22 protein-coding genes and 2 riboswitches are annotated in these 22,912 nt (G+C 27.9%); of the genes, 16 read left to right on the plus strand and 6 right to left on the minus strand.

All coding sequences use genetic code 11. The annotated features are described in order from the left end of the window. Nucleotides 1-57: 57 nt before the first annotated feature. The 3 genes from GQF29_RS08325 to dnaA all read right to left on the minus strand — a co-directional run bounded on the left by GQF29_RS08325 (nt 58) and on the right by dnaA (nt 5,109). Nucleotides 58-2,301 carry a sensor domain-containing diguanylate cyclase gene (locus tag GQF29_RS08325; protein WP_008789027.1) on the minus strand — a complete coding sequence of 748 codons (2,244 nt, stop codon included), beginning with the start codon at nt 2,299-2,301 and terminating at the stop codon, nt 58-60. Between the two features lie 55 nt (nt 2,302-2,356). Beyond that, nucleotides 2,357-2,434: riboswitch (cyclic di-GMP riboswitch) on the minus strand. A gap of 89 nt (nt 2,435-2,523) precedes the next feature. Beyond that, the gene (dnaN, locus tag GQF29_RS08330; protein WP_008789026.1) at nt 2,524-3,627 is read right to left on the minus strand and encodes a DNA polymerase III subunit beta; all 1,104 of its coding nucleotides are present in this window, start codon (nt 3,625-3,627) and stop codon (nt 2,524-2,526) included. Between the two features lie 147 nt (nt 3,628-3,774). After that, a complete protein-coding gene (gene dnaA / locus GQF29_RS08335; protein ID WP_008789025.1) occupies nt 3,775-5,109 on the minus strand; it encodes a chromosomal replication initiator protein DnaA in 1,335 nt (444 codons plus the stop codon). 513 nt (nt 5,110-5,622) lie between these two features. On the opposite strand from dnaA, the gene rpmH reads away from it, so the two are divergent. The 7 genes from rpmH to GQF29_RS18370 all read left to right on the plus strand — a co-directional run bounded on the left by rpmH (nt 5,623) and on the right by GQF29_RS18370 (nt 9,535). Continuing rightward, complete coding sequence (rpmH, locus tag GQF29_RS08340) at nt 5,623-5,757, plus strand: 50S ribosomal protein L34 (RefSeq protein WP_003535525.1); 135 nt, start codon at nt 5,623-5,625, stop codon at nt 5,755-5,757. Nucleotides 5,758-5,796: 39 nt separating this feature from the next. Continuing rightward, complete coding sequence (rnpA, locus tag GQF29_RS08345) at nt 5,797-6,132, plus strand: ribonuclease P protein component (protein WP_008789024.1); 336 nt, start codon at nt 5,797-5,799, stop codon at nt 6,130-6,132. Continuing rightward, nucleotides 6,133-6,993: a YidC/Oxa1 family membrane protein insertase gene (locus GQF29_RS08350; RefSeq protein ID WP_008789023.1), complete on the plus strand. Its 861-nt coding sequence runs from the start codon at nt 6,133-6,135 to the stop codon at nt 6,991-6,993. An 11-nt stretch (nt 6,994-7,004) separates the two neighbouring features. Continuing rightward, nucleotides 7,005-7,607 carry a Jag family protein gene (locus tag GQF29_RS08355; protein WP_008789022.1) on the plus strand — a complete coding sequence of 201 codons (603 nt, stop codon included), beginning with the start codon at nt 7,005-7,007 and terminating at the stop codon, nt 7,605-7,607. A 181-nt stretch (nt 7,608-7,788) separates the two neighbouring features. Beyond that, nucleotides 7,789-8,025 (plus strand): hypothetical protein, encoded by a 237-nt coding sequence (locus GQF29_RS08360; protein WP_160340786.1) that lies wholly within the window; start codon nt 7,789-7,791, stop codon nt 8,023-8,025. Nucleotides 8,026-8,100: 75 nt separating this feature from the next. Next, on the plus strand, nt 8,101-9,183 hold the full coding sequence (locus tag GQF29_RS08365) for a radical SAM/SPASM domain-containing protein (protein WP_054688800.1): 1,083 nt from the start codon (nt 8,101-8,103) through the stop codon (nt 9,181-9,183). A gap of 193 nt (nt 9,184-9,376) precedes the next feature. After that, the gene (locus GQF29_RS18370) at nt 9,377-9,535 is read left to right on the plus strand and encodes a hypothetical protein (RefSeq protein WP_181987826.1); all 159 of its coding nucleotides are present in this window, start codon (nt 9,377-9,379) and stop codon (nt 9,533-9,535) included. Between the two features lie 32 nt (nt 9,536-9,567). Here the strand turns inward: GQF29_RS18370 and GQF29_RS08370 are convergent, their stop codons facing one another. Then, complete coding sequence (locus tag GQF29_RS08370) at nt 9,568-10,395, minus strand: MurR/RpiR family transcriptional regulator (protein WP_117769130.1); 828 nt, start codon at nt 10,393-10,395, stop codon at nt 9,568-9,570. Nucleotides 10,396-10,613: 218 nt separating this feature from the next. Between GQF29_RS08370 and GQF29_RS08375 the strand changes: the two genes are divergently transcribed. The 3 genes from GQF29_RS08375 (at nt 10,614) to mnmE (ending at nt 14,843) form a co-directional block, all read left to right on the plus strand. Continuing rightward, nucleotides 10,614-11,903 carry a PTS sugar transporter subunit IIC gene (locus tag GQF29_RS08375; RefSeq protein WP_008789017.1) on the plus strand — a complete coding sequence of 430 codons (1,290 nt, stop codon included), beginning with the start codon at nt 10,614-10,616 and terminating at the stop codon, nt 11,901-11,903. Nucleotides 11,904-11,914: 11 nt separating this feature from the next. Continuing rightward, the gene (locus GQF29_RS08380; RefSeq protein ID WP_008789016.1) at nt 11,915-13,399 is read left to right on the plus strand and encodes a sulfatase family protein; all 1,485 of its coding nucleotides are present in this window, start codon (nt 11,915-11,917) and stop codon (nt 13,397-13,399) included. A gap of 109 nt (nt 13,400-13,508) precedes the next feature. After that, entirely contained in the window at nt 13,509-14,843 is a 1,335-nt protein-coding gene (gene mnmE, locus GQF29_RS08385; RefSeq protein ID WP_008789015.1) for a tRNA uridine-5-carboxymethylaminomethyl(34) synthesis GTPase MnmE, read from the plus strand. Nucleotides 14,844-15,204: 361 nt separating this feature from the next. On the opposite strand, the gene GQF29_RS08395 is transcribed toward mnmE, so the two are convergent. Then, a complete protein-coding gene (locus GQF29_RS08395; protein WP_008789013.1) occupies nt 15,205-15,876 on the minus strand; it encodes a BglG family transcription antiterminator in 672 nt (223 codons plus the stop codon). A gap of 59 nt (nt 15,877-15,935) precedes the next feature. Beyond that, on the minus strand, nt 15,936-17,009 hold the full coding sequence (locus tag GQF29_RS08400; protein WP_008789012.1) for a metallophosphoesterase: 1,074 nt from the start codon (nt 17,007-17,009) through the stop codon (nt 15,936-15,938). 106 nt (nt 17,010-17,115) lie between these two features. Beyond that, nucleotides 17,116-17,288: riboswitch (Lysine riboswitch) on the plus strand. Between the two features lie 62 nt (nt 17,289-17,350). Here GQF29_RS08400 and GQF29_RS08405 point away from each other — a divergent pair. The 6 genes from GQF29_RS08405 (at nt 17,351) to GQF29_RS08430 (ending at nt 22,894) form a co-directional block, all read left to right on the plus strand. Further along, nucleotides 17,351-17,818: an ACT domain-containing protein gene (locus tag GQF29_RS08405; protein ID WP_008789011.1), complete on the plus strand. Its 468-nt coding sequence runs from the start codon at nt 17,351-17,353 to the stop codon at nt 17,816-17,818. An 11-nt stretch (nt 17,819-17,829) separates the two neighbouring features. After that, the gene (gene dapA, locus GQF29_RS08410; protein ID WP_008789010.1) at nt 17,830-18,726 is read left to right on the plus strand and encodes a 4-hydroxy-tetrahydrodipicolinate synthase; all 897 of its coding nucleotides are present in this window, start codon (nt 17,830-17,832) and stop codon (nt 18,724-18,726) included. A gap of 1 nt (nt 18,727) precedes the next feature. Beyond that, nucleotides 18,728-19,471, plus strand: coding sequence for a 4-hydroxy-tetrahydrodipicolinate reductase (dapB, locus tag GQF29_RS08415; protein WP_008789009.1), 744 nt, complete (start codon nt 18,728-18,730; stop codon nt 19,469-19,471). Between the two features lie 12 nt (nt 19,472-19,483). Further along, nucleotides 19,484-20,794 carry a diaminopimelate decarboxylase gene (lysA, locus tag GQF29_RS08420; RefSeq protein ID WP_054688806.1) on the plus strand — a complete coding sequence of 437 codons (1,311 nt, stop codon included), beginning with the start codon at nt 19,484-19,486 and terminating at the stop codon, nt 20,792-20,794. Between the two features lie 111 nt (nt 20,795-20,905). After that, nucleotides 20,906-21,271 carry a hypothetical protein gene (locus GQF29_RS08425; protein WP_008789007.1) on the plus strand — a complete coding sequence of 122 codons (366 nt, stop codon included), beginning with the start codon at nt 20,906-20,908 and terminating at the stop codon, nt 21,269-21,271. A 48-nt stretch (nt 21,272-21,319) separates the two neighbouring features. Further along, the gene (locus tag GQF29_RS08430) at nt 21,320-22,894 is read left to right on the plus strand and encodes an amidohydrolase (protein ID WP_054688807.1); all 1,575 of its coding nucleotides are present in this window, start codon (nt 21,320-21,322) and stop codon (nt 22,892-22,894) included. Nucleotides 22,895-22,912 lie beyond the last annotated feature (18 nt).

Genomic DNA, 22,912 nt, shown 5'->3' on the forward strand with positions numbered 1-22,912 from the left:
TTATTCTCAAATATCATTATAACAAAAAATACTGATCTCTCATAGACCAGTATTTTTCTATTTTTCATTAACATAGACATAATATCTACATTTACCACTCTTTTTCGATACATATAGAGCTTGATCAGATTTATCAAATAAGATACGATGATGTTTTTCATCTGTAACAAATGTGATTCCTATAGATGCAGTAATATCATGAATACTATCCATCTTTATTCCTTCGATACGTCTGATAATTTCACGTGCTTTATTTTCAATTTCAGCATATGATTCTTGTGCATATAGGAAAATAACAAATTCATCACCACCAAAACGACCAACATATCCTGAATTAAAACAGATAGACTCTAACAAAGTCGCAACTTTTTGAATAACTTCATCACCAGTACTATGACCTAATGAATCATTAATTGACTTGAAATTATCTAAATCAACAATCATATAAGCACAGTAATCACTTACTGATTTTTTATCTTTCAAATAATCATCTACAAACTGATTAAATGTCTGACGATTATATAATCCTGTTAATCCATCTCTTTGTGCTTTATATTCATACTCTAATTGCCTGCTCTTTTCATCATTAATATCATTACTGTATGCAATCATAAGTAATTCATTATTACTACTTTGTCTTTCAAATTGTATTCTGAATTTGACCCATTCATATCTATTTTTATCAGCTTTCCATGTTCTAAATTCAATAGTTCTTTTTCCATTATGATGATAGATATTTTGAACATTCTCCTGACTAAAGAACTTAGCGACACGCTCTCTATCTTTCTCAGCAGCTTCTTCAACAAAAGATTTTAAGAAACTATTTTCATATTGTACATCAATAACATTATGATATATACCATTTTTTTGATAAATAACAACTTTTTGGCTTTTTAAATTGACTGCAAACATAAATAAAGCATTTGAATAAACAGAATTTTTAAACATTTGATCTTGCAACAACAAATTATATTCATTCATTTCTGTTGTACTATTTCTTAAAGTTCCAATTAATCGCTTATTTTGATTTACATAAATCATTGAAACATGGAACCATGTCTCATCATCTCTACTAATATATGGTAATTTAGCATCAAATACTATCTTATCTTTATTATTAATAATCTCATGAAACTTCTCTTTTAATAATTTTTCATGTTCTTTTGAAACAAAATTATAATTATGCAAATTACTTAAGAAACTATTTAAAATAATCTTAGGATAATCATTCCATGCATCAAGTATTAAACTATCATTATCTATATCATATTCAAAAATACGATCACTTGTTTGTTTTAAAATCATTTCAATCTTTTTATTACTTGTTCTTAATTGATTATTTGTTTCTTCATTCATCTTATTAATCTTAATGAAATAACGGATTAAAATAAACAACATAACAACAAAAACAAATATAATTTCTAAGATTAATTTTAATGTCTCACCATTCATCTGATCATTTAAATCATCAATAATATCATTAGAAATAATATTAAAAATATACCAGTTATTAATTTTAACAGGTGTATAATAAATCATTCTTTCATCATTTTTATAACGATAGGAAGCAAAACCAGATTGATTTTTTTGAATATTATGAAGAATAGACTTATAATTACTGTTCATAAAATAAACATTATTATTTAAAAAATCAAAATAATTATCACCAAAATAAAGAGTATTATTATTTTTTATTTTAGAAATAATTTGACCATCAGCAGATGTTGCAAAAACATATGCCTCATCATTAAATACATCATTATAAATATAATCATGACTTTCATTATTCACTTCAACAATTCCAGCTAATCCACCAACAACCTGATTATTCTTATAAATAGGTGTATAAACAATAACAACAGAACTCTTATTATCATATAAAGAAGTCAATGGATTTGTAAAACCGGTATGTCCATTAAAAACTTCATCAATATATGAACTATGATCTTCTAAAATAATATCTTTTTTATAGTTATGCAGTGTTTTATCTTTATCAATATACCAAATACGCTGAAATAATTCCTGGCCTTGAGCAACTGTATCAAGAATATTGCCAATTTCATCATCTGAATGATCTACTCTACCAAGAATTTCAGCAGTACTAACAATTACATTTTGTAGCGATTTGAATTTTAAATTATATATATTAGCAGTTTCTTTACCAACATCTTCTAAATGATTTAATATTTTTTGAGTATTCATATCACTAATTTGCTGAACGAAATGAAAGAACGAGCCAAATAAGATAATAATTAAAGAAAATATAACTACTATTTTAATGAAAGTTTTATTTTTACTCATATTCTCTCCTTTCATGAAATAAAAAAAACAGACAAAACAGCCTGCTTTTGTACGTTTGTGCAACTGGCTGCCACGTTAAAGAGGCCCTATAGCTTTGCGTCACTATCTTTCAATAGTTTTGCCTATTTTTATAACATCGTTATTATATCATAAACTATAATATATTCAAGAAAATGAATTCGACAAATAAGGAAAAAGTATGACTAAATCATACTTTTTAAATTAATATGTTCTCACTGGCAATACCAACTGAATAATATCATCCTTTTCAAAATCCATAATAATAAATGGTTTCATCTCTCCAGTAAATAAAACTTTTACTTTTTCTCCATTTATACTTTTAATAGCATCATTTAAATATTTCGCACTAAATGATATACTCAACTCATCACCTTTATAAAAAGCTTTTGATAAATTTTCTTCAACAGATCCAATTTCTTGAGAATAAGAAGAAAGCATAACATGATCTTCACTCATAGATAATTTTATAATATTTGTCTGTTCATTTGATAATAAAGATGCTCTATCAATGGAATTAAGAAGACTTACACTGTCAACTGACATTGAATAATTATGTTCATGCGGAATTAAACGACTTGTATCAGGATAAGAACCATCAATTAATCTTGTTTGAATTAAAACTGAATCAAAAATAAATAAAACTTTACGATCAGATACATATAAATCAATAAATTCATCTTTTTCAATAATACGACTAATTTCAATTAAACTTTTCTTAGGAATAATAATATTAAATGATACATCAGAATCAATTGTTAAAATACGTTTTGCTAAACGATAACTATCAGTAGCAATACATTCTAAAACATGATCTTTAGCTTTGAAATTAACACCAGTTAAAACAGGACGTGTTTCTTTTTCACTTGTTGCAAATGACGTTTGTTCAATGGCTTGTTTTAAATCTGTTGATTTCATCTGTAAATGAACACCAGATTTATTTAAATCAATTCTTGGATAATCAATATAAGAAGTTCCATTTAAATCAAATTTAGAGTTTGCTCCTTCAATTCTTGTCAATGTTCCATCAACAATATAGATATGTACAAATTCAGAATCAATCTTTTTAATAATCTCTAATATATAACGAGAAGATAAAACAACAGATCCTGTTTGAATAATTTCAATATTTTCTTTAATACTTGTTTGTATTGTAATATCACTATCACTACCAGTTAAAATTAATTCGTTATCTTTTAAATCAAATTTAATACCTGTTAGGACTGGTAAAGGACTTTTCATTGAGACAGCTCTAGATACTTTTGCTAAAGCATTTAATAATGCTAATCTTTTAATCTTAAAATTCATCATTTTTCTCCTTTTATTTACTATTATTTAAATAATATCATAATAATAATGTTGTGCACAATATGAATAACTTATAAAAGTAATGGTTTTATCATTGTTTTTTAAATTTTTATGTGTGAATAAGTTGTGGATAACTGTGCATAACTTTTACACAAGCTTATTTTTTATGTCATCAATAGCCTGTCGATAGTTTAGATCTTTTTCAAGTTTCTTTTGAACTTTATCACAAGCTTTCATAACTGTTGAATGATCACGACCACCAAATTCATGACCAATTTGTATAAATGATATATCTTTAATTAATTCTCTAACGAGATACATTGAAATATGTCGAGCAACTATAATATTAGATGTTCGTGACTTTGAATTAATTTGGGATACAGTTAAATTATAGTAATCAGCAACACATTTTTTTATATTTGAAACAGTTAATTCTTTCTTTTGTATTGGTTGGTTTTTATATGTATCACTAAATGCCTCTAAAGCAAAATTAAGATCAATACAATCACGCTTTTCTTCACATATTAATTTATAGAAAAGCAAACGTTTTAAACTTCCTTCTAATTCTCTAACATCTGTATTAAAATGACTGGCAATAAAATCTAAAACTTCTTCAGTAATTGGATAATCAACATTTTCTATTTCAATCTTTTTTCTTAAGATAGCTTTTGATGTTTCAAACTCTGGAGTATCAATACTTACTGTTAAACCAGATGCAAATCGGCTAACAAGACGGCTTTCCATACCTCTTAAATCACGAGGAGGTTTATCTGATGTTATAACAATTTGCTTTTTATTACTAATTAAACTATTGAAAATATTAAAGAAAATTTCACTAGATGATTCTTTTGTAGCCATAAATTGAATATCATCTATTAATAAGATATCAATATGTCTATATTTGTAATTAAATTCATCAATAGTATGATTAGATAATGATTGAATATATTCATTTACAAAATTTTCACTTGTTGTGAATAGAACCTTTGTAAATGGATCTTTGCTTTTTGCATAATTTCCAATAGCATTTAATAAATGGGTCTTTCCTAGTCCTGAATTACTGTGAATAAATAATGGACTATAAGAAATACCAGGTTTCATGGCAACAGCTAATGATGCATTTTGAGCAATTCGATTACTATTTCCAACAACAAAGTTTTCAAATTTAAGATCACTATTTAAATTGTCATTAAAAAGCATTAAATCATTTTTTTGTTGAATACTTTTATTATATTCATCCTCAGTTTCTAAATGAAGCTGATAATGGCCACTTGTCAAAGTGTTATATATTTCTTCTAACTTTTCTAAATATGGAGAAACACCATCCAAACTCCATTGTGTATCAACTGTAATTGTAACATCACTATCAATAATATCCTTAACTTGTAAAGTTGTGAAAAAAGAATCAAAAATAATTTTATCATCTATCTGATTTTTAAATATATTTAGTGTTTTTTGCCAATCAGTATCAAGATTATTCACATATTCACCTTCTCTCAGTTCATATTATAGAGGAAATTGTGAATAAATAGAAGAACAAAAAAACTGTGCACAAGTTATTCACATAGTTATGCACATCAAAAAGTATTGATATATGCGTATTTTTTTAATTATACACAAATTTCATAGATTGTGAATGTGCGTAACTTTTTATGCACTGTGCATAATTGTGAATTATTTTTAAAAGTTATTCACATTCACAAGTTATTCTTATAATATTCACAGTCTAAACCTATATATATCAAGGGTTTTGAATAAGTTATTCACAATTGTGCATAACTTATTTCACATTGTGAATAACTCGTGAATATCTATAATTGCTCATATTCATATATATGTGCATAAATAAAAAATATGCCTAATTTACTTGAGAAAAACATTTATGAAATCTTAGAAAATTCGATATTTTCATTGACTTATAGGGGTAAAACTCATATAATAATGGGGCATATGTTACTGTGTATAAAAAAATATAGTATTTTGGAGGTGTAATCAATGAAAAGAACATATCAACCAAACAAGAGAAAAAGATCAAAAACTCATGGTTTTAGAGCTAGAATGGCAACAGTAGGCGGAAGAAAAGTACTTGCTCGTCGCCGTAAAAGAGGAAGAAAAGTTTTATCTGCCTAACAAAAATTCCACTTTATGTGGTTTTTTTTCTAAAAAAATATGAAAAAAGAATATCGAATAAAAAAGAATGAGGACTTCCAAACAATTATTAAAGATAAGAAATCTGTTGCAAATCGTAAGTTTGTTATATATTATAAAGTTAATGATTGTCACCTCAAGGTAGGAATCTCAGTTAGTAAAAAATTAGGTAACGCTGTTGTTCGTAATAAAACAAAAAGACAAGTCAGAATGATGGTTCATGATGTTTTTGATAAAACTCAAAAAATGGATTTTATTGTGATAGTGAGAAATAAATTTTTAGAGAGTTCATATAAAGACAATATTGAAGATTTAAAGTATCTCTATGACAAAATAAATAAAAGGATGGAAAAATAAATGTATTTAGATCAACGTACGAAGAAATTTTTAAAAGTGTTTGCTCTAGTAGCATTCGTTTTCGTCCTCACAGGATGTGGACAAAACTTAGATGCTAATGGAAATCTTTTAGCAGATCGTGCAATCAATTCAGCAACTCCTTGGAGTTTGGATGCAGGATTCTTTGATTTTATTTTAACAATCCCTATTGCTAAGGGTATCTTATTTATTACAGATATCTTAGGTAATGTTGCATGGGGTGTTGTTGGTATGACAATATTTATTAATATTTTAATCTTACCAATTATGATTAAATCAACTGTATCTACACAAAAGATGCAAATGCTTCAACCAGAATTAGAAAAAATTCAAAGAAAATATGCTGGTAGAAAAGACCAGGCTTCTCAGATGAGACAATCTGCTGAAATGCAGGCTTTATATAAAAAACATGATGTAAGTATGTTTAGTTCATTCACAACATTCTTAACATTACCAATCATGTTAGCTATGTGGCAATCAGTACAAAGAATTGAAATTTTATATCAAGCAACTTTCTTTGGATTAAATTTGGGAGCAACACCAATGTCTCAAATTACAAGTGGAAACTGGGTATATATTATTATTGTTGCAATTGTAGGTATTACACAATATTTAGCAATTGAAATTAATAATATTATGTTAAAGAGAAATCCACGTTATAAAGTTTCAAAACAACAAAAATCAATGAAAACTATGAATATTGTTATGACAGCTATGATTGTTTGGTTTGCTTTATCAATGCCAACTGCTATGTCATTGTACTGGATAACAACAAGTTTAGTTACAATTATTAGAACAGTATATATTCAAATTTATCACGTTGAAAAGAAAAAAGATCAATAAGGACGGGTAATATGATGAAAACATATGAGGGAAAAACTGAAGATGAAGTAGTCCAAACTGCATGTCTTGATTTGGGCGTGACTCCTGATCAATTAACTTATGAAGTCATTGAAGAAAAGAAAGGTTTATTTTCTAAAAAGGTTGTTATTGAATGTTATACACAAAGTATGATTCAAGAATATTTAGAGAATTTTGTAAGAAAAACTCTATCTAATATGGAGTTTACTGTTGAAACAGTGACTTATGTTCAAGATGGTCGTATTTATTGTAATGTGAATACTGATAATAATTCTATCTTAATTGGAAAGAATGGTATTATTTTAAGAGCTTTAAGTTTTATTGCTAAGAATGCTGTTCAAAATGAATTTAAGAAAAGAATTGAAATTAGTGTAGATATCAATGGATATAAAGAAAGTCGTTATAAGAAAGTTGCTTCAATGGCTAAAAGAATTGCAAAACAAGTGCAAAGAAGTAAGGTTGAAGTTAAACTTGATCCATTACCAGCAGATGAAAGAAAAATGATTCATCAAGTTATTTCTGAATTTGATCATTTAAAAACAGAAAGTAAAGGCGAAGGTAAAAATAGATTTATTACAATTTCATATGTAGATTAATATGATAAATGACATGTTTTTATGAATATGTCATTTTCTTATGTCATAAGTTAAAAAGCATATGCTTTGATGAAATTTATAAAAAAGTTTATAGTTAAGAACACATATATGAAATTGAAATGAATAATTATAGGTTGCAAAACTTGTAAAAATAATTATCTAAGAAAGAAGGGTATATTATATGTTAAAAGAAGAAACTGTAGTGTTTTTCTTAATAAATGGTTATATAATGTCAGGAAGAGTTATAAATATTGAAGGAAATGATGAAGATTATAATTTTAGTATTGAAGGATATGCTGGTTGTTCTGGTCCACATATTATTGCATCTAGGCAAATTCACCATACAGTTTTTCTTACGCAAGAAGAAGCAAAAAAGTATAAAAATAATCCTCAGATGTATTTATCATCATATTGTTAATGTGAAAAGAGTTCTTATGATTTGATAGATATTTGATGAAGATATTGTTATACTATATCTAAAGTAGGTGATGAAATGAAAACAGCTTCATATTTAATTAAGCCAGCCTCATCAATATGTAATATGAATTGTCAATATTGTTTTTATAGCGATGTTTCTAAACAAAGAAGAAATTATTCAAAAGGAATAATGTCTAAGGAAACTGTTGAAATGCTTATAGATAAGGCATTGGCTGATGCACAAGAAATAACTTTTGCATTTCAGGGTGGAGAACCAACAATGGCTGGTCTTAATTATTTTATTCATTTTGTTGAATATGTTGAAAAATTAAAAAAAGAACATATTATTCATTATGCGATTCAAACAAATGGATATTGTTTAAATGATGAATGGATATCATTCTTTGATAAATATCATTTTTTAGTGGGAATATCACTTGATGGTTATAAAAATATACATGATCAAGTTAGATTAAAAGGAACGCAACCTACTTTTGAAAAGATACTTAATCATATACAAAAGATTCAACAAACAAATATTGACTATAATATTTTGACTGTTGTTACATCACAAATGGTACCATTTGCTAAAGACATATATAAGTTTTATAAAGAACAGGGTTTTGAATATATACAGTTTATCCCATGTTTACCTGAATTAGATCATTCAACTGAACATTATGACTTAAAGCCAAAAGATTTTTATAATTTTTATCATGACATTTTTCAATTATGGTATGAAGATTTAAAACATGGACATTATATCTCCATATCTTTCTTTGAAGATTTATTAATGATTTTTCAAGGACGTTATCCAAGAACATGTGGAATGCTAGGGGAATGTCAAATCCAATTGGTTATAGAAGGAGATGGCACAGTCTACCCATGTGATTTTTATGCATTGGATCAGTATTGCCTTGGAAATATAACAGTTAATAATATTGATGAAATAAGACAATTCAAATCAGGTCAAATTTTTCTAAAAGAAGAAAAAAGATTCTCATCAATATGTAAAGAATGTCAATTTAAAAATATCTGTCATGGACAATGTAAAAGAATGAATATAGTTTATTTTGATGATAAATATTGTGGATATCAAGAATTTTTAAAAGATACTTATCAAATATTTTATAGTATTGGTCAAGGAAAAATCAGGTAATGATACATTTATTTTACCTGATTTTTTTGTCTATTAAGATTTTAGATGCGTCATGTGTTTTGTGTAATATATTATACTATAGTTACGGAAGTTTTCGAGAATGAAATGAATATGCATGTGATATGTATCTTTGTTTTATCCTTTCTTTATTCCACTTATTCACTGTCCTTTCCCTATAGAGGAGCTTCAAAGAGTGCTCAATCTTAAACATTCAACAACAGGAAAGGCAGTGTTTTATACACTGGTGGACAAGGGAGAATGCTTTATTATTTATGCAACAATAGAACTTGATATTCAATATAGTGATTATATCTTTGATTTATCAAACAAAAGAATTAACCAAAGAAACTAGATTATAGAGAATACAGTCAATTAGATACTAGACTACTGTGATGATAGACCAGTGGAATTATTAGAAATAATTTCTTTTCTTGATTCATGATTATAATTTCCATTAACCATATAAGCCAATTCAGCTAATAAAATTTCTATAAAGACAAACATAATTGTTTGATTATCTAAGAATGATGAAGTTGATGCATTTTCAATAGAAGGTAATAAAATATGATAATTTGACTGTTTAATTAATTTTGTTTCAGTACATGTTACAACAATTGTTGTAACACCATTTTTTGAAATATTTTTAATAAGCTCATAATATTGTAAATCTTCAGCACGAGTTGTAAAGATCAATACAACATCACCTTTTGTTAGGCTTTCCTGCATTTGGTTCATTAATATACCATCTGTTATTGCCTCAGCATCAAAACCAATTTTAGTTAAACGATATCGAAATTGTAAAGCGGATAAACCTGTTCTATTTTTACCTAATATTTTGACACGTCTAGCATTAGATAATGTTTTTGCTATAGTTTTAATATTTTTTAAATCAATAAAATCATTAATTTGCTTAATATATCCAGCATATAAAGATGTAATAGACCTTGATATATCCATATTCTCATTTTTATTTTCTCTAATACCAGAAATGATGTAACGGGATAATTCAAATTTGAACTCAGCAAATCCTGAATAACCAATCTTTTTACTAAATCTTATAATTGCTGCTTTAGACGTAGAAATTTCCTCTGCTAAAGATTCAATACTATCTTTAACAACAGTAGAAGGATTTTTTTTAATCCATTCATATATAATTTTTTCACTTTTTGTATAGTTGCTTTTATAAAAATCTAAGCGCTCAAAAGGGTTCATAAAGTTCCTCCAATATTATAACTCTTAAATATATCATACAAGAATAAAAGAATAATGTCAAAAATATGAAATTAGTTTCAAAATATTTATATAAAAAGTAAAAAAAGTTTTAAATAGTATTGAAAATAGTTTTAAAATTAGTATAATATAATTGAAACAAGTTTCATAATTGACTGTATACAGCTGAAAAAAGTTCATTTTAAGGGAGGAAAGAGAAAATGCAAAAATTTATGAATATCTTAGAGGCTAAACTTATGCCTATTGGTATAAAATTAGGAAATAATAGATATTTAAAAGCTATTAATAAAAGTTTTATGATTATTTTACCTTTAACAATTTTTGGTTCTATTTTTACTTTAGTTTCTAGTTTTCCAGTCACTGCATGGACAAATTGGTTGAATGAAACTGGATTAGCAACATGGCTAGCATTACCTTCTAAATTTACAATTGATTTAATTTCATTATATACAGTTGTCTCATTAGGCTATGTATTTACAAAAGAAGAAGGTTTTGATGGATTTGCTGGGGGATTAACTGCTTTAGTTTCATTTATTATTGTTACACCATTACTACAAATTACAACAAATCAGGAAAGTGTAATAACAGCAATTGGATTTGACTGGTTGGGGGCAAGAGGTCTTTTTGTAGCAATGATTATTGGTTGCATGTCTTCATTGTTATTTATATTTTTTAATAAAAAGGGTTGGATTATTAAGATGCCAGAAGGTGTTCCACCAATGGTTACAAAATCATTTAGTTCATTAATTCCAATGTTTTTAGTAGGAAGTCTATTCTTAGTCATTGCATATTTATTTAGCTTTACATCATATGGCAGTTTACATAGTTTAATTTATACTTTTATTGCTTCACCTTTACAAAAAGTAGGAGGAAGTTTTGGAGGTATGATTATCTTTACATTAGCTCTCCATATCTTATGGTTCTTTGGTATCCATGGTGGAAATATAGTTAACTCTATTAGTAATACGTTTTTGTTACCATTGGCATTAGAAAACTTAGCAGTTTATCAGGCTGGGGGTACACCTGAGTTTATTTATACTACTGCATTTAAAAATACATACCAATTTGGTGGTGCAGGTATGACTATTTCTTTATGTGTTCTTATGATCTTTGTAGCAAAATCACAAAGATATAAAGCATTAGGTAAATTAGCATTACCGGCTAATATCTTCTATATTAATGAACCTATTATTTTTGGAACACCTATGGTTTTAAATCCAACAATGATTATTCCATTTATTTTAGCTCCATTAGTGACTCAAATTTTGGCTTATGGATTGACTGTAGTAGGTGTATTACCAGTCTTAATTGGATATCAGATTCCATGGTCAATGCCACCTGTTATTAGTGGATTTATTCAAGGGGGTTGGCAAGTTGCTCTTTATCAAGTTTTTAGTTTATTCTTAACATTTATTATTTATTATCCATTTTTCAAAGTTATTGATAAACAGGCTTGTTTAGAGGAAAATGCAATAAAAACAGAAGAATAGGAGGTTATTGTATGGATAATAAACCAAATATTGTATTATTTGTAGCAGATCAAATGAGATGTGATTCAATGCATCATATGGGGAATGATGCATCTGTTACTCCTCACTTAGATAGTATTTTAAAAGAAGGTATATCTTTTGAAAATGCTTATTGTCAAAATCCAGTCTGTGTTCCATCTCGTTGCAGTTTCTTAACCGGACTTTATCCTCATACAACTGGACATCGTACAATGCATTATTTACAAAGACATGAAGATGAACCAAATATATTAAAAGAAATGAAACAAAATGGTTATGAGGTTATTTGGATAGGACGTAATGATGTAATACCAGGAGATAAACCTAAAACAAATTACTGTGATGAATATTATGATGGTACCACTTTTGAAAATCAAAGAGATAATTCAAATAGTTTCTTTTTTCCAAAAGATAATTTGAAAAAAGTAACTGATGATGATATAAAAAATGATAATTTTTATTCATTTTATATTGGAAAATTAAAAGATAGTGAAGGTTATGGAAAACAGGATTGGAATTGTATTCAAAGTGCTTTAGATTATATTGAAAGAAAGAGTAAAAATTCCAATAGTAAACCATTCTTCCTATATTGTACAATTTCATTTCCACATCCACCTTATGCATGTGAAGATCCTTGGTATTCAATGATAAAAAGACATCTTGTACCAGTAAGGAGACCCAATATATCAACTCTCAAAGATCGTGCAAGTATGTTATATAGTATAGAGTCAAAACAAAATCTTCAAAATTGGAGTGAAGAACGATTTACTGAATTAAGAGCTACCTATTTGGCAATGGTTTCAAGATTTGATCATCAATTTGGTATGATTTGTAACAAATTGAAAGAACTTAATTTTTATGATAATACAAATATTTTTGTATATAGTGATCATGGAGATTATACTGGAGATTATAATATTACAGAAAAAGTTCAAAATTGTTTTGAAAATCCAATAAGCAATATTCCATTATTAATAAAACCTGCAAAAAATATAAAAGTAAAACCCCGAAAAACAAAAGCTCTAGCAGAACTTTTAGATATACCTGCAACTATAGCAGATATGTGTCATATAAATCTTTCTTATACACAATTTGGAAAATCATTAGTGCATGTTCTATCAGGAGATGAGATTCACAAAGATGCTGTCTTCTGTGAAGGTGGTCGTATTCACGGAGAAACTCAAGCAATGGAAAAAGGTCATAATCCAACTTCACCATACTGGCCACGACTAAGCACTCAATCAAGTGAAGGACCAGAACATACAAAAGCACTGATGTGTAGAATGGGAAATATAAAATATACAATGAGATTGTATGAGAAGGATGAATTATATGATTTGGATAAAGATCCATTAGAATTAGTTAATCAAATAGATAATCCTAAATATCAAGACATTGTTTTAAAATTTAAGGAACGTATTCTATATTATTATATGGAAACAGCAGATTTTGTACCACAAGGTAGAGATCAAAGATAAATTAGATTCTATGTATATTTTAAGAATAATCTTAACCAGATTATTCTTTTGGATTATAGATATTTTAGAGAGATATTGTTATACTATATAAGAAAGAAGTGGTGAAATTATGAATGATGATATTATTGTTGCTATTGCAACTTCAAGATTAGAAGCAGCGATTTCTATTATTCGTTTGAGTGGTAAAGATTGCATAGCATTTGTTCAAAGTTTTTTTACAGGTCAAATTAAAAATAAGGAAAGTCATACCATAACATATGGATATATAAAAGATGATCAAAAGAGAATAGATGAAGTTCTGGTTAATATTTATCGAGGCCATCGAACTTTTACGGGTGAAGAGATGGTTGAAATTAATTGTCATGGAGGCGTTTTTATTACTCAAAAGGTCTTAAATTTATGTTTAAAAAAAGGGGCACGAATGGCTGAACATGGCGAGTTTTCAAAGCGTGCATTCTTAAATGGTCGGATAGATTTGTCACAAGCTGAAGCTATTAGTGATTTAATAACAGCAAAGAATGATTATGCAACTGAATTGGCTTTAAAAGGAATTCAAGGTAATATTAGTCACTTTATTGAGGATTTAAGAGAAGATTTAATTAAAATTATAACTCAAATAGAAGTTAATATTGATTATCCAGAATATGAAGATGTTGAAGAGTTAACAGCTGATTCTTTACTTCCAAAAAGTCAGTTATTAAAAGAGAAAATGAATCATATTATTGAATCATCTCAAAATGTCCATTTATTAAAGGATGGAATATCAACTGTTATTATAGGAAAACCTAATGTTGGAAAGTCAAGTTTATTAAATGCATTACTTAACGAAGATAAAGCTATTGTTACAGATATTGCAGGAACAACAAGAGATATTGTTGAAGGAACAATTCGTCTTGATAATATTATATTAAATATGATTGATACTGCTGGTATTCGAGAAACTAATGATATAGTCGAGAATATTGGTGTTAATAAATCTAAAGAATTAATACATAAGGCTGATTTGGTTTTATTAGTTCTTGATAGTTCATCAGAGCTTACAAAAGAAGATTATGAATTGATAGAATTATCTCAAGATACCAATAGAATTATTGTTATGAATAAAAAAGACCAAGGTATTAAATATGAATTAGATGGTATTTTTATAAGTGCAAAAGATAATGAAATAGAATCTTTAATTAACGAAATTAAAAAAATGTTTGAATTAGGTAAAATAACTGCAGGTCAAGAAGATATTTTGGCAAATGCTAGGCAGATTCAATTATTAGAAAAAGCAAGACAATCATTAGAAAATGCTATTGAAGCAATGGAAAATAATGTGCCAACTGATTTAATTGTAACTGATTTATATGAAAGTTGGGAAAATTTAAAAGAAATACTTGGAGAAAGAGCAAAAGAGGATTTATTAGATGAATTATTTAAACGCTTTTGTATAGGAAAATAAGATGAATAAATATAATTTATTATCACAAAGGTTTTATAGATTTTTTAAATATTTAAGGACTATAGGATTAATTAGTCTTGTTATTTTTTTAGGAGTTACAGCTTTTAATACTCATAATGATACGTTAACAATCGTTAGTTACATTTTTATGGTTGTTATGCTTTCATGTTTATTTGAATGTCTTATTTTATATGGACTCTATATTGTGTTTAAAAATAAGTCAATATAATTTTTAAATAAATATATTTATTGCCAAGGAAATATTGTTAGCAAATGATATATTAATTATTAAAAATCCATTAATCTAAAAAGAAAAACTAAACGAATTAACAACTTAATGTAAGTTATTTCGTTTAGTTTTTTATTGTTGTCTAAATGCAGTACCAAAATGTAATGCAATATATGCCAATTCATGCTCATTAAATGATTTTTTATAATGTTCTTCAACAATAGAGTTAAAGATTTTTGCACATTCAAATTCAGTTTCATGTTGTGATTGAATTTGATCCTTTAAAGGATTATTTGAGAGTTGTTGATTATTTTGTAAACGATCTAATGCAGGATAGAAATGTAATGTCATACCAGTATAAAACTCTTTATTTTTTCTCAAGTCTAAATTTAAAATTTCTTTAATTTTTACAATTGTTTGATTGATGACTTCTTCCATTTCATCATCACATAAATCAAATTCACAATTAAAATCAATATCTAATAAATTAATATTAGCTAAATACATAGTTGTATAACTAATTTGATTTTGATCAATTGTCACATCAAACTCTTTTTCAAGTATTTCAATGATTTGTACAGCAGCAGGATAGTATTCATGTTCCTTTAAATGATTAATTTGACTTTCACTTGTTGGGATATACGTTCCATTTAACTCCCTTGAAATACATAGTGATAAATGAATAATTAAATTATCAAATGCAGTTTGTGAAATTTCAATATTATGTTTTTCAATAACATTTTTCACAATTTTTTCTATTTCTTGTTTTCTTTTTTCATATTGACTGTCTAATTCTATAACCATATACCTTACCTCGCTTTTCATATGATATATTATTTGTCTGAAAAAGTCCATAATAAATATTACTTTTTTGTAAACGCTATTTTTATATCTACAAATTCACAATTTGTTAAGAAACGCATAGGGAATCCCCAAGAACCATAACCGCTTGTGACAATTAAAGAAAAATGATTTTTTTGAAGTAATCCATAAACATTATCATAGAGTGGAGCAGTTAGAAGGGTTACTGGAAAAAATTGTCCAGCATGTGTATGCCCTGATAACTGTAAATCAGCATAATGAAGAACATCCTGATAACGTTTAGGATTATGGTCAAGTAAAATTGTTGGTAAATTTGTATTCATTCCCTGACATATATTATTCATTTTGTTGTCAAGGTGTGCAACAACATCTTCTCTTCCTATTATATTAAATAAGCCATCTACACATACATATTTTTCACTTAGATGGTAGATATTGTATTTTTGATAAAGTTCAGTTTGTAAAATATTTGCATAATGTTCATGATTGCCATTAACTGCAAAGAGTCCATAAGTTGTTTTTATTTGTGAGAATATACTAAGTGCATCTTCTATCATATCTTTTGGAGTTGATTCATCAAATATATCGCCAACAAAACATACCAAATCATACTGCTTATGATTAAACTTATCTACCAGAACTCTTAAATCAGAAAGAGAAGTTCCAGTTCCCAAATGAATATCACTAATCATTCCAATATGTAATTCTTTAAGCATTGTTTCTTTATGAATAGTTATTTCATAATTGGTTTCTACTTTAGAATAGTGTGTTAAATAACTTATGCTTGTTAATAAAATTGAGAAAATGATTAAACCAGTGATGGTTCTATAAACAAAAGGTTTGTGAATACAGTAACAAATAAGTTGATAAATTCCAAAAAGAATAAAAATGATAAATACTGTTATTATATAAAATTGAACAATTGTTGTGAGTGTTAAAAAAACAGTAGAATAAGGGTGAAAAAAAAGCTTAATCATTATAGTTATAAGTGAAAAGATTGTTATGCCTGCTGCACTTATTTTGGTAATCTTAGAAAGATGACGAAATATATAAAGAAAATAAATAAAAGGTGCTATAATAATAAAGAGAAACATAAGAATAAAAATAAATTCCATAGACATACCTCATTTCTTGGCAACAAGTATATCACAAAAATAAAAAAAGTGCTAAAAAAGCTAATCAAATAAAGGTTGCTTTCACATAAGTGTTGTGATAGTATTATGTCAAGATAGAGGCGCAAAAGTCAAAAATTCTTCATTCAAAAGATGCAACTGTGAAGAAGGCGGGGCGATTGCCGAAGGAGTAATGATTTGCATGTTATTATTTCCTGGGAGTATAGAGAATATCTATGCTACTGTCACTTTATAATATTAAAGTGGGGTGCTATTGCGTTGATAAACACTTATTAATTGCAATGGTTTCATTGCAATTTTTTTATAGAAAGAAGGCGAAAGCGATGAATAAAAGTCCAATTACAAAGGTTGAAAGTGATCATGAAATTATTCAAGTTAAGTTTATAAATGTAGAAAAAAATCCTTTATTTATTGGGAATATTTTTAAACAGATTTCATTAAAAGGTGTTAATGTTGATATGATTTCACAAGTTATGTTAGAGGATGATATGAGAATTGATTTTACTTGTCCACTTTCAGATCAAAGAAAACTAAATGAAGCATTAGAGGAAATCAAGCGGAAACATGACAGAATAATGATTTTTCAGAATAGAAATGTTGCTAAGGTTATGGTTGAGGGTGAAAAGATGAAGGATGAAATTGGTGTTGCTGCAAATGTTTTTGAAATATTTGGACAATTCCAGATTCCATTTAGTCAGGTAACAACATCTGATACATCTATATCATTTGTTATTCCAGGTGAATTAAAAGAAGTTGCTGTTCAAGAAATAAAAAAGGCTTATCAATTATAAGGAGGATATTTATGGAACCAATTTTTGAAGGAAGTGCAGTAGCATTGGTGTTACCAATGCATGATGATGGAAGTTTAGATTTTGAGGGGTTTAAAAGACAAGTTCAAAGAATGATTGATGGAGGCGTACAAGCTTTATTAGTAAATGGAACAACGGGTGAAACTGCTACAATTACAATTGAAGAAGAATTTGAGTTAACAAAGATTGTTATTGAAATGGCAAAAGGAACAGGTATAAAGGTTATTGCTGGTGCTGGTTCGAATGATACAGAAACAGCTTTAAAAAAGGCAAAGTTTGCAAAGGAAGTTGGAGCAGATGCTATTCTTGTTGTGACACCATATTATAATAAAACGAGTCAAAGAGGACTTATTGATCATTATACGTATATAGCTGACCAAGTGGAAATTCCTATGATTATTTATAATGTTCCAGGACGTACTGGTATGAATATTGCAGTAGACACTGTTGTTGAGTTAGCAAAGCATAGGAATATTAAGGCTATGAAAGATGCTACTGATAATATTGCTTATGCAATGGATGTACTATCAAAAACGAGAGATTTGGATTTTGATATGTATAGTGGATGTGATGATAATATTCTTCCATTTATTGCAGCTGGTGGTAAGGGTGTGATTTCAGTCTTGTCTAACGTTTATCCTAGAGAAACGGAAAAATTTGCCCAGGCTGTCTTAAAAGGTGATATGGAGCTTGCAAAAGCAATGGCATATGATTTGAATGATGTAAGCAAATATTTATTTGTTGATGTTAATCCGATTATGCCAAAAGTTGCTTTAGCAAAATTAGGAGTATGTGGTGAAATGGTAAGAAGACCACTTATTAAAACAACAGAAGCAAATAAGAAATTGTTATTTGATGCAATGATAAAATTTGAAGAAAAGGGATATTAGTATGAATATATTGGTATGTGGTTTTGGTTTAATGGGTAAAAAAGTTGTCCAGGCTGTGAGAGACAATAAAAAAATGAATCTTATTGGTGTTGTTTCTCCAATCTTTGATGAGACAATTAAGGAGAATATGTATTCATCTTTTCAAGAGGTTCATGATCATATTGATGCTATTATTGATTTTTCTCATCCAAACAATTTAGATGATCTATTAAAGTTTGGAATTAAGCATCATTGTGCTCTTGTTATAGCAACAACGGGTTTTAATGAACAACAATTATTGAGAATTGAAGAAGCATCTTCTCAAGTTCCCATCTTTCAATCATATAACACTTCTTTTGGAGTTTCTATGTTAATTAAAATTGTGAGAGAAGCTGCTAAAGAATTTTATGATCAAGGATATGATATTGAAATTATAGAGAAGCATCATAATCAGAAAATTGATGCTCCTTCAGGAACAGCAAAATTACTTTATGATGTTATTCATGAAGAGATAGATGAAACAAAAGAAGTCTATGATCGAAGTCAAGTTCATCATAAACGAGAGAAAAATGAAATAGGTATTCAATCAGTGAGAGCAGGTACAATTTTTGGGGAACACACAGTTCTTCTTGCTGGACACGATGAAGTTATTGAGCTTAAACATACAGCATTGTCAAAAGATGTTTTTGTTCAAGGCGCTATTGCTGCTTGTGAAACAATTATAGATAAAGATTATGGATTGTATACTTTGAAAAATTTATATTAAAGGGGAAAAAGAATGGTTTTACAAACAGAGTTTGCACAGATTAGAAATAAGACATTATACATAGATGATGTAGATGCTATGGATTTGGTAAAACAATATGGGACACCACTTTATGTAATGAGTGAGGGACATATTCGTTATCAAATGAATGAATTAAAGGAAAAATTTTTAGATAAATATGAAAATGTATTGCCTTTATTTGCATCCAAATCATTTAGTTGTTTAGAAATTTATAAATTGGCTAAGGAATATGGAATTGGGATTGATTGTGTTAGTGCTGGTGAAATTTCAATTGCTTTAAAAGCTGGTTTTGATCCACATAAGATTTATTTTCATGGAAATAATAAATTACCTTCAGAAATTGAATATGCAATAACACATGATGTTGATCATTTTGTTATTGATAATTTTCATGAGATTGATTTGGTAGAAGAAATTGCAACCAAATTAAATAAAACAATTTATGCTACTGTAAGAGTTGTTCCTGAGATTAAAGCAGGTGGACATGGTTTTATTCAAACGGGACATAAGGATACAAAGTTTGGATTTAGTGCAAGGCATGGCATCTACTTAGATGCCATTCAAAAAATTATTGATTCTCATTCTATACAGTTTGAAGGAATACATTGTCATATAGGGTCACAAGTTTTTGATTTGTATGCATATGTAAGTGCAATGAAGAGATTTGTTGGATTTGCTTATGAAATCTATGATAAATTAGGGGTTATGGTTACAAAAATCAATGCTGGTGGTGGATATGGTATTGCATATACTAAAAAGGATGAACCTCTTGATTTTGAAGTCATTACAACTGAAATTATGAAAACAATTCAAGAAGGATACGAGAAACGTGGTTGGGATATGCCAATGGTATTGGTTGAACCAGGACGATATGTCGTTGGAAATGCTGGTATCACTTTATATACAATAGGTACAGTGAAGGAAATTCCTGATGTTCGTACATATGTGAGTATTGATGGTGGAATGACCGATAATATTAGGACTTGTTTATATGATGCTGATTACGATGGAATCATAGTTAATAAAGCAGAAGAGCCAAAAACATTAAAAGCAACAATATCTGGAAAAGTTTGTGAGTCAGGAGATATTGTTGTTAAAGAAGTGAAAATAGCAAAACCAGAGCCAGGAGATATTTTTGCTCAATTTTCTACTGGAGCATATCATTATTCAATGGCTTCAAACTATAATCAATTGCCTAAACCCGCAGTTGTCTTTACTTATAAGGGAAAATCTAAACGAGTTATTAGAAGGCAAACATTTGATGATTTAATATATTATGATGTAAATGAGGACTATCAATAGTCCTTTTTGTCATTATAGAAAGAGTAACTAAGAAAAATGACTGTTTAATTTGTTTCCAATATTTGTATAAAATAAAAAAAGCTGTTCATACTCAATTATGAGGTGACAGAAATGAAAAAAGTATATATATTTATTGTTTTAGGATTCATGTTAGGTGTAAGTGTTCATGCTAAGAGTCAAGAACCACAATATAAAATAATAGCTAATTCTAATCAGGAATCTGATATAAAAGAAATGTATGAAGTTAAAGGAAAACTTTTAGAAGATTTTAAAACTTGGGTTAAGGGTGTTGATAATAAGGATCAGGTTTTAGCAGATCATCAAAGTGATTATCAGGCAACATATAAACAAGGTGTTTATAAAATTGTTCTTGGTAAAGGAAAAGGAAAATCTCTAAGTGGTGAAATGAAAGTTAATTATTGTGAATCTACAAAGGATATTGAAACAAAATCTTTTTTATTTGATTGGTTGTTTTAATATTGCATTCATAAATAAAGAAGATAATCATTGTATGGAGGCAATAATATGAAAACAATATATACAAATGGAGTCATTATATCTTTAGAGGATTATAGTGGAAATGCTCTTGTTGAGGAAAATGGAAAAATTATAAATATTGGAAATTATCAGGAACTTTATGAAAAAGGTATGAAGGTTGTGGATTTAGAAGGTCATACATTAATTCCAGCCTTTATAGATAGCCATAGTCATATAAGTGGTTATGCAACTTCTTTGTTACAGGTAGCTCTTGATGATTGTCAAAGTATTCAAGATGTTCAGAAAGTTATTCATAAATATATAGAGGAAAATCAAATAAAAAATGATGAGTTTATTATGTGTAAAGGTTATGATCATCATAAATTAAAAGAAAAAAGACATATTACAAAACAAGAATTAGATACTTTTTCTCAAGATATTCCGATTATTATTCAACATCAAACAGGACATTGTGGTGTTATGAATAGCAATGCACTTAAAAAATTAAATATACAAAAGAAAACGAAGAGTCCAGAAGGTGGAAAAATTGATTTTGATACTGGTTTTTTAGAAGAGACAGCCTTCACTTATTATCTTCAAAAAGCACCAATGGCTTCACTGGAATCATTAAAAAAAGCTTATCTTAAAGCACAACAGACATATGCGAGTTATGGGATAACAACTGCTCAAGATGGAATGATTGTTGATGCTTTAAAGAATATATATCATATGCTTATTCAAGATCATATATTTTATATAGATGTTGTTGGTTATCCTGGCTTTGATGCTCATGATTTTATGAAAGATTTTCAAAATCATATTAAAAAATATATGAATAACTTTAAAATCGGTGGATATAAGATGTTTTTAGATGGATCACCACAAAATAAAACAGCATGGACAATTTCACCTTATGTAGATGGAACATATGGATATCCAACATTAACAGATGAACAACTCAAGAACAATCTTATCAAAGCAGCTCAAGAAGATATGCAAGTCCTTGTACATTGTAATGGTGATCAAGCTGTTCAACATTATATGGATCAGTATCAAAGAGTTCATCAACAAGATATAAGACCGGTGATTATACATGCTCAGATGATGAGACCAGAACAAATGAATCAAGCTAAAGATCTTCATATGATTCCATCATTTTTCTTATCACATGTTTATTATTTTGGTGATATACATAAGGAAAATATGGGTGTACAAAGAGCACAGTCTATTAGCCCTTTACAGTCTGCCTTAAAACATCATCTTTGCTTTACAATGCATACTGATGCTCCAGTTATTCAACCTAATATGATTGAAAGTTTACATATAGCAGTCAATCGAGAAACTCAAAGTGGTGATATTTTAGGTAAAGAAGAATGTATTGAACCATTAGAAGCACTTAAGGCATTAACAATTCATGGAGCATATCAATACTTTGAAGAAAATGAAAAAGGGTCTTTAAAGATTGGTAAGAAGGCTGATATGGTTATTTTAAGTGAAAATCCATTAACAATTGATAAAAAGAAGATTAAGGATATTAAAGTCTTAAAAACAATTAAAGATGGTCAAGTTATTTTTGATAGCCAAGAAGGTATAAATGTATCTCAAACAACCAATATTTTTTAAGTAAAAGAAAAGATTTTA

Origin of the sequence: Coprobacillus cateniformis (assembly GCF_009767585.1) — a bacterium.
In the GTDB taxonomy this organism is placed as follows: Bacteria; Bacillota_I; Bacilli_A; order Erysipelotrichales; family Coprobacillaceae; genus Coprobacillus; species Coprobacillus cateniformis.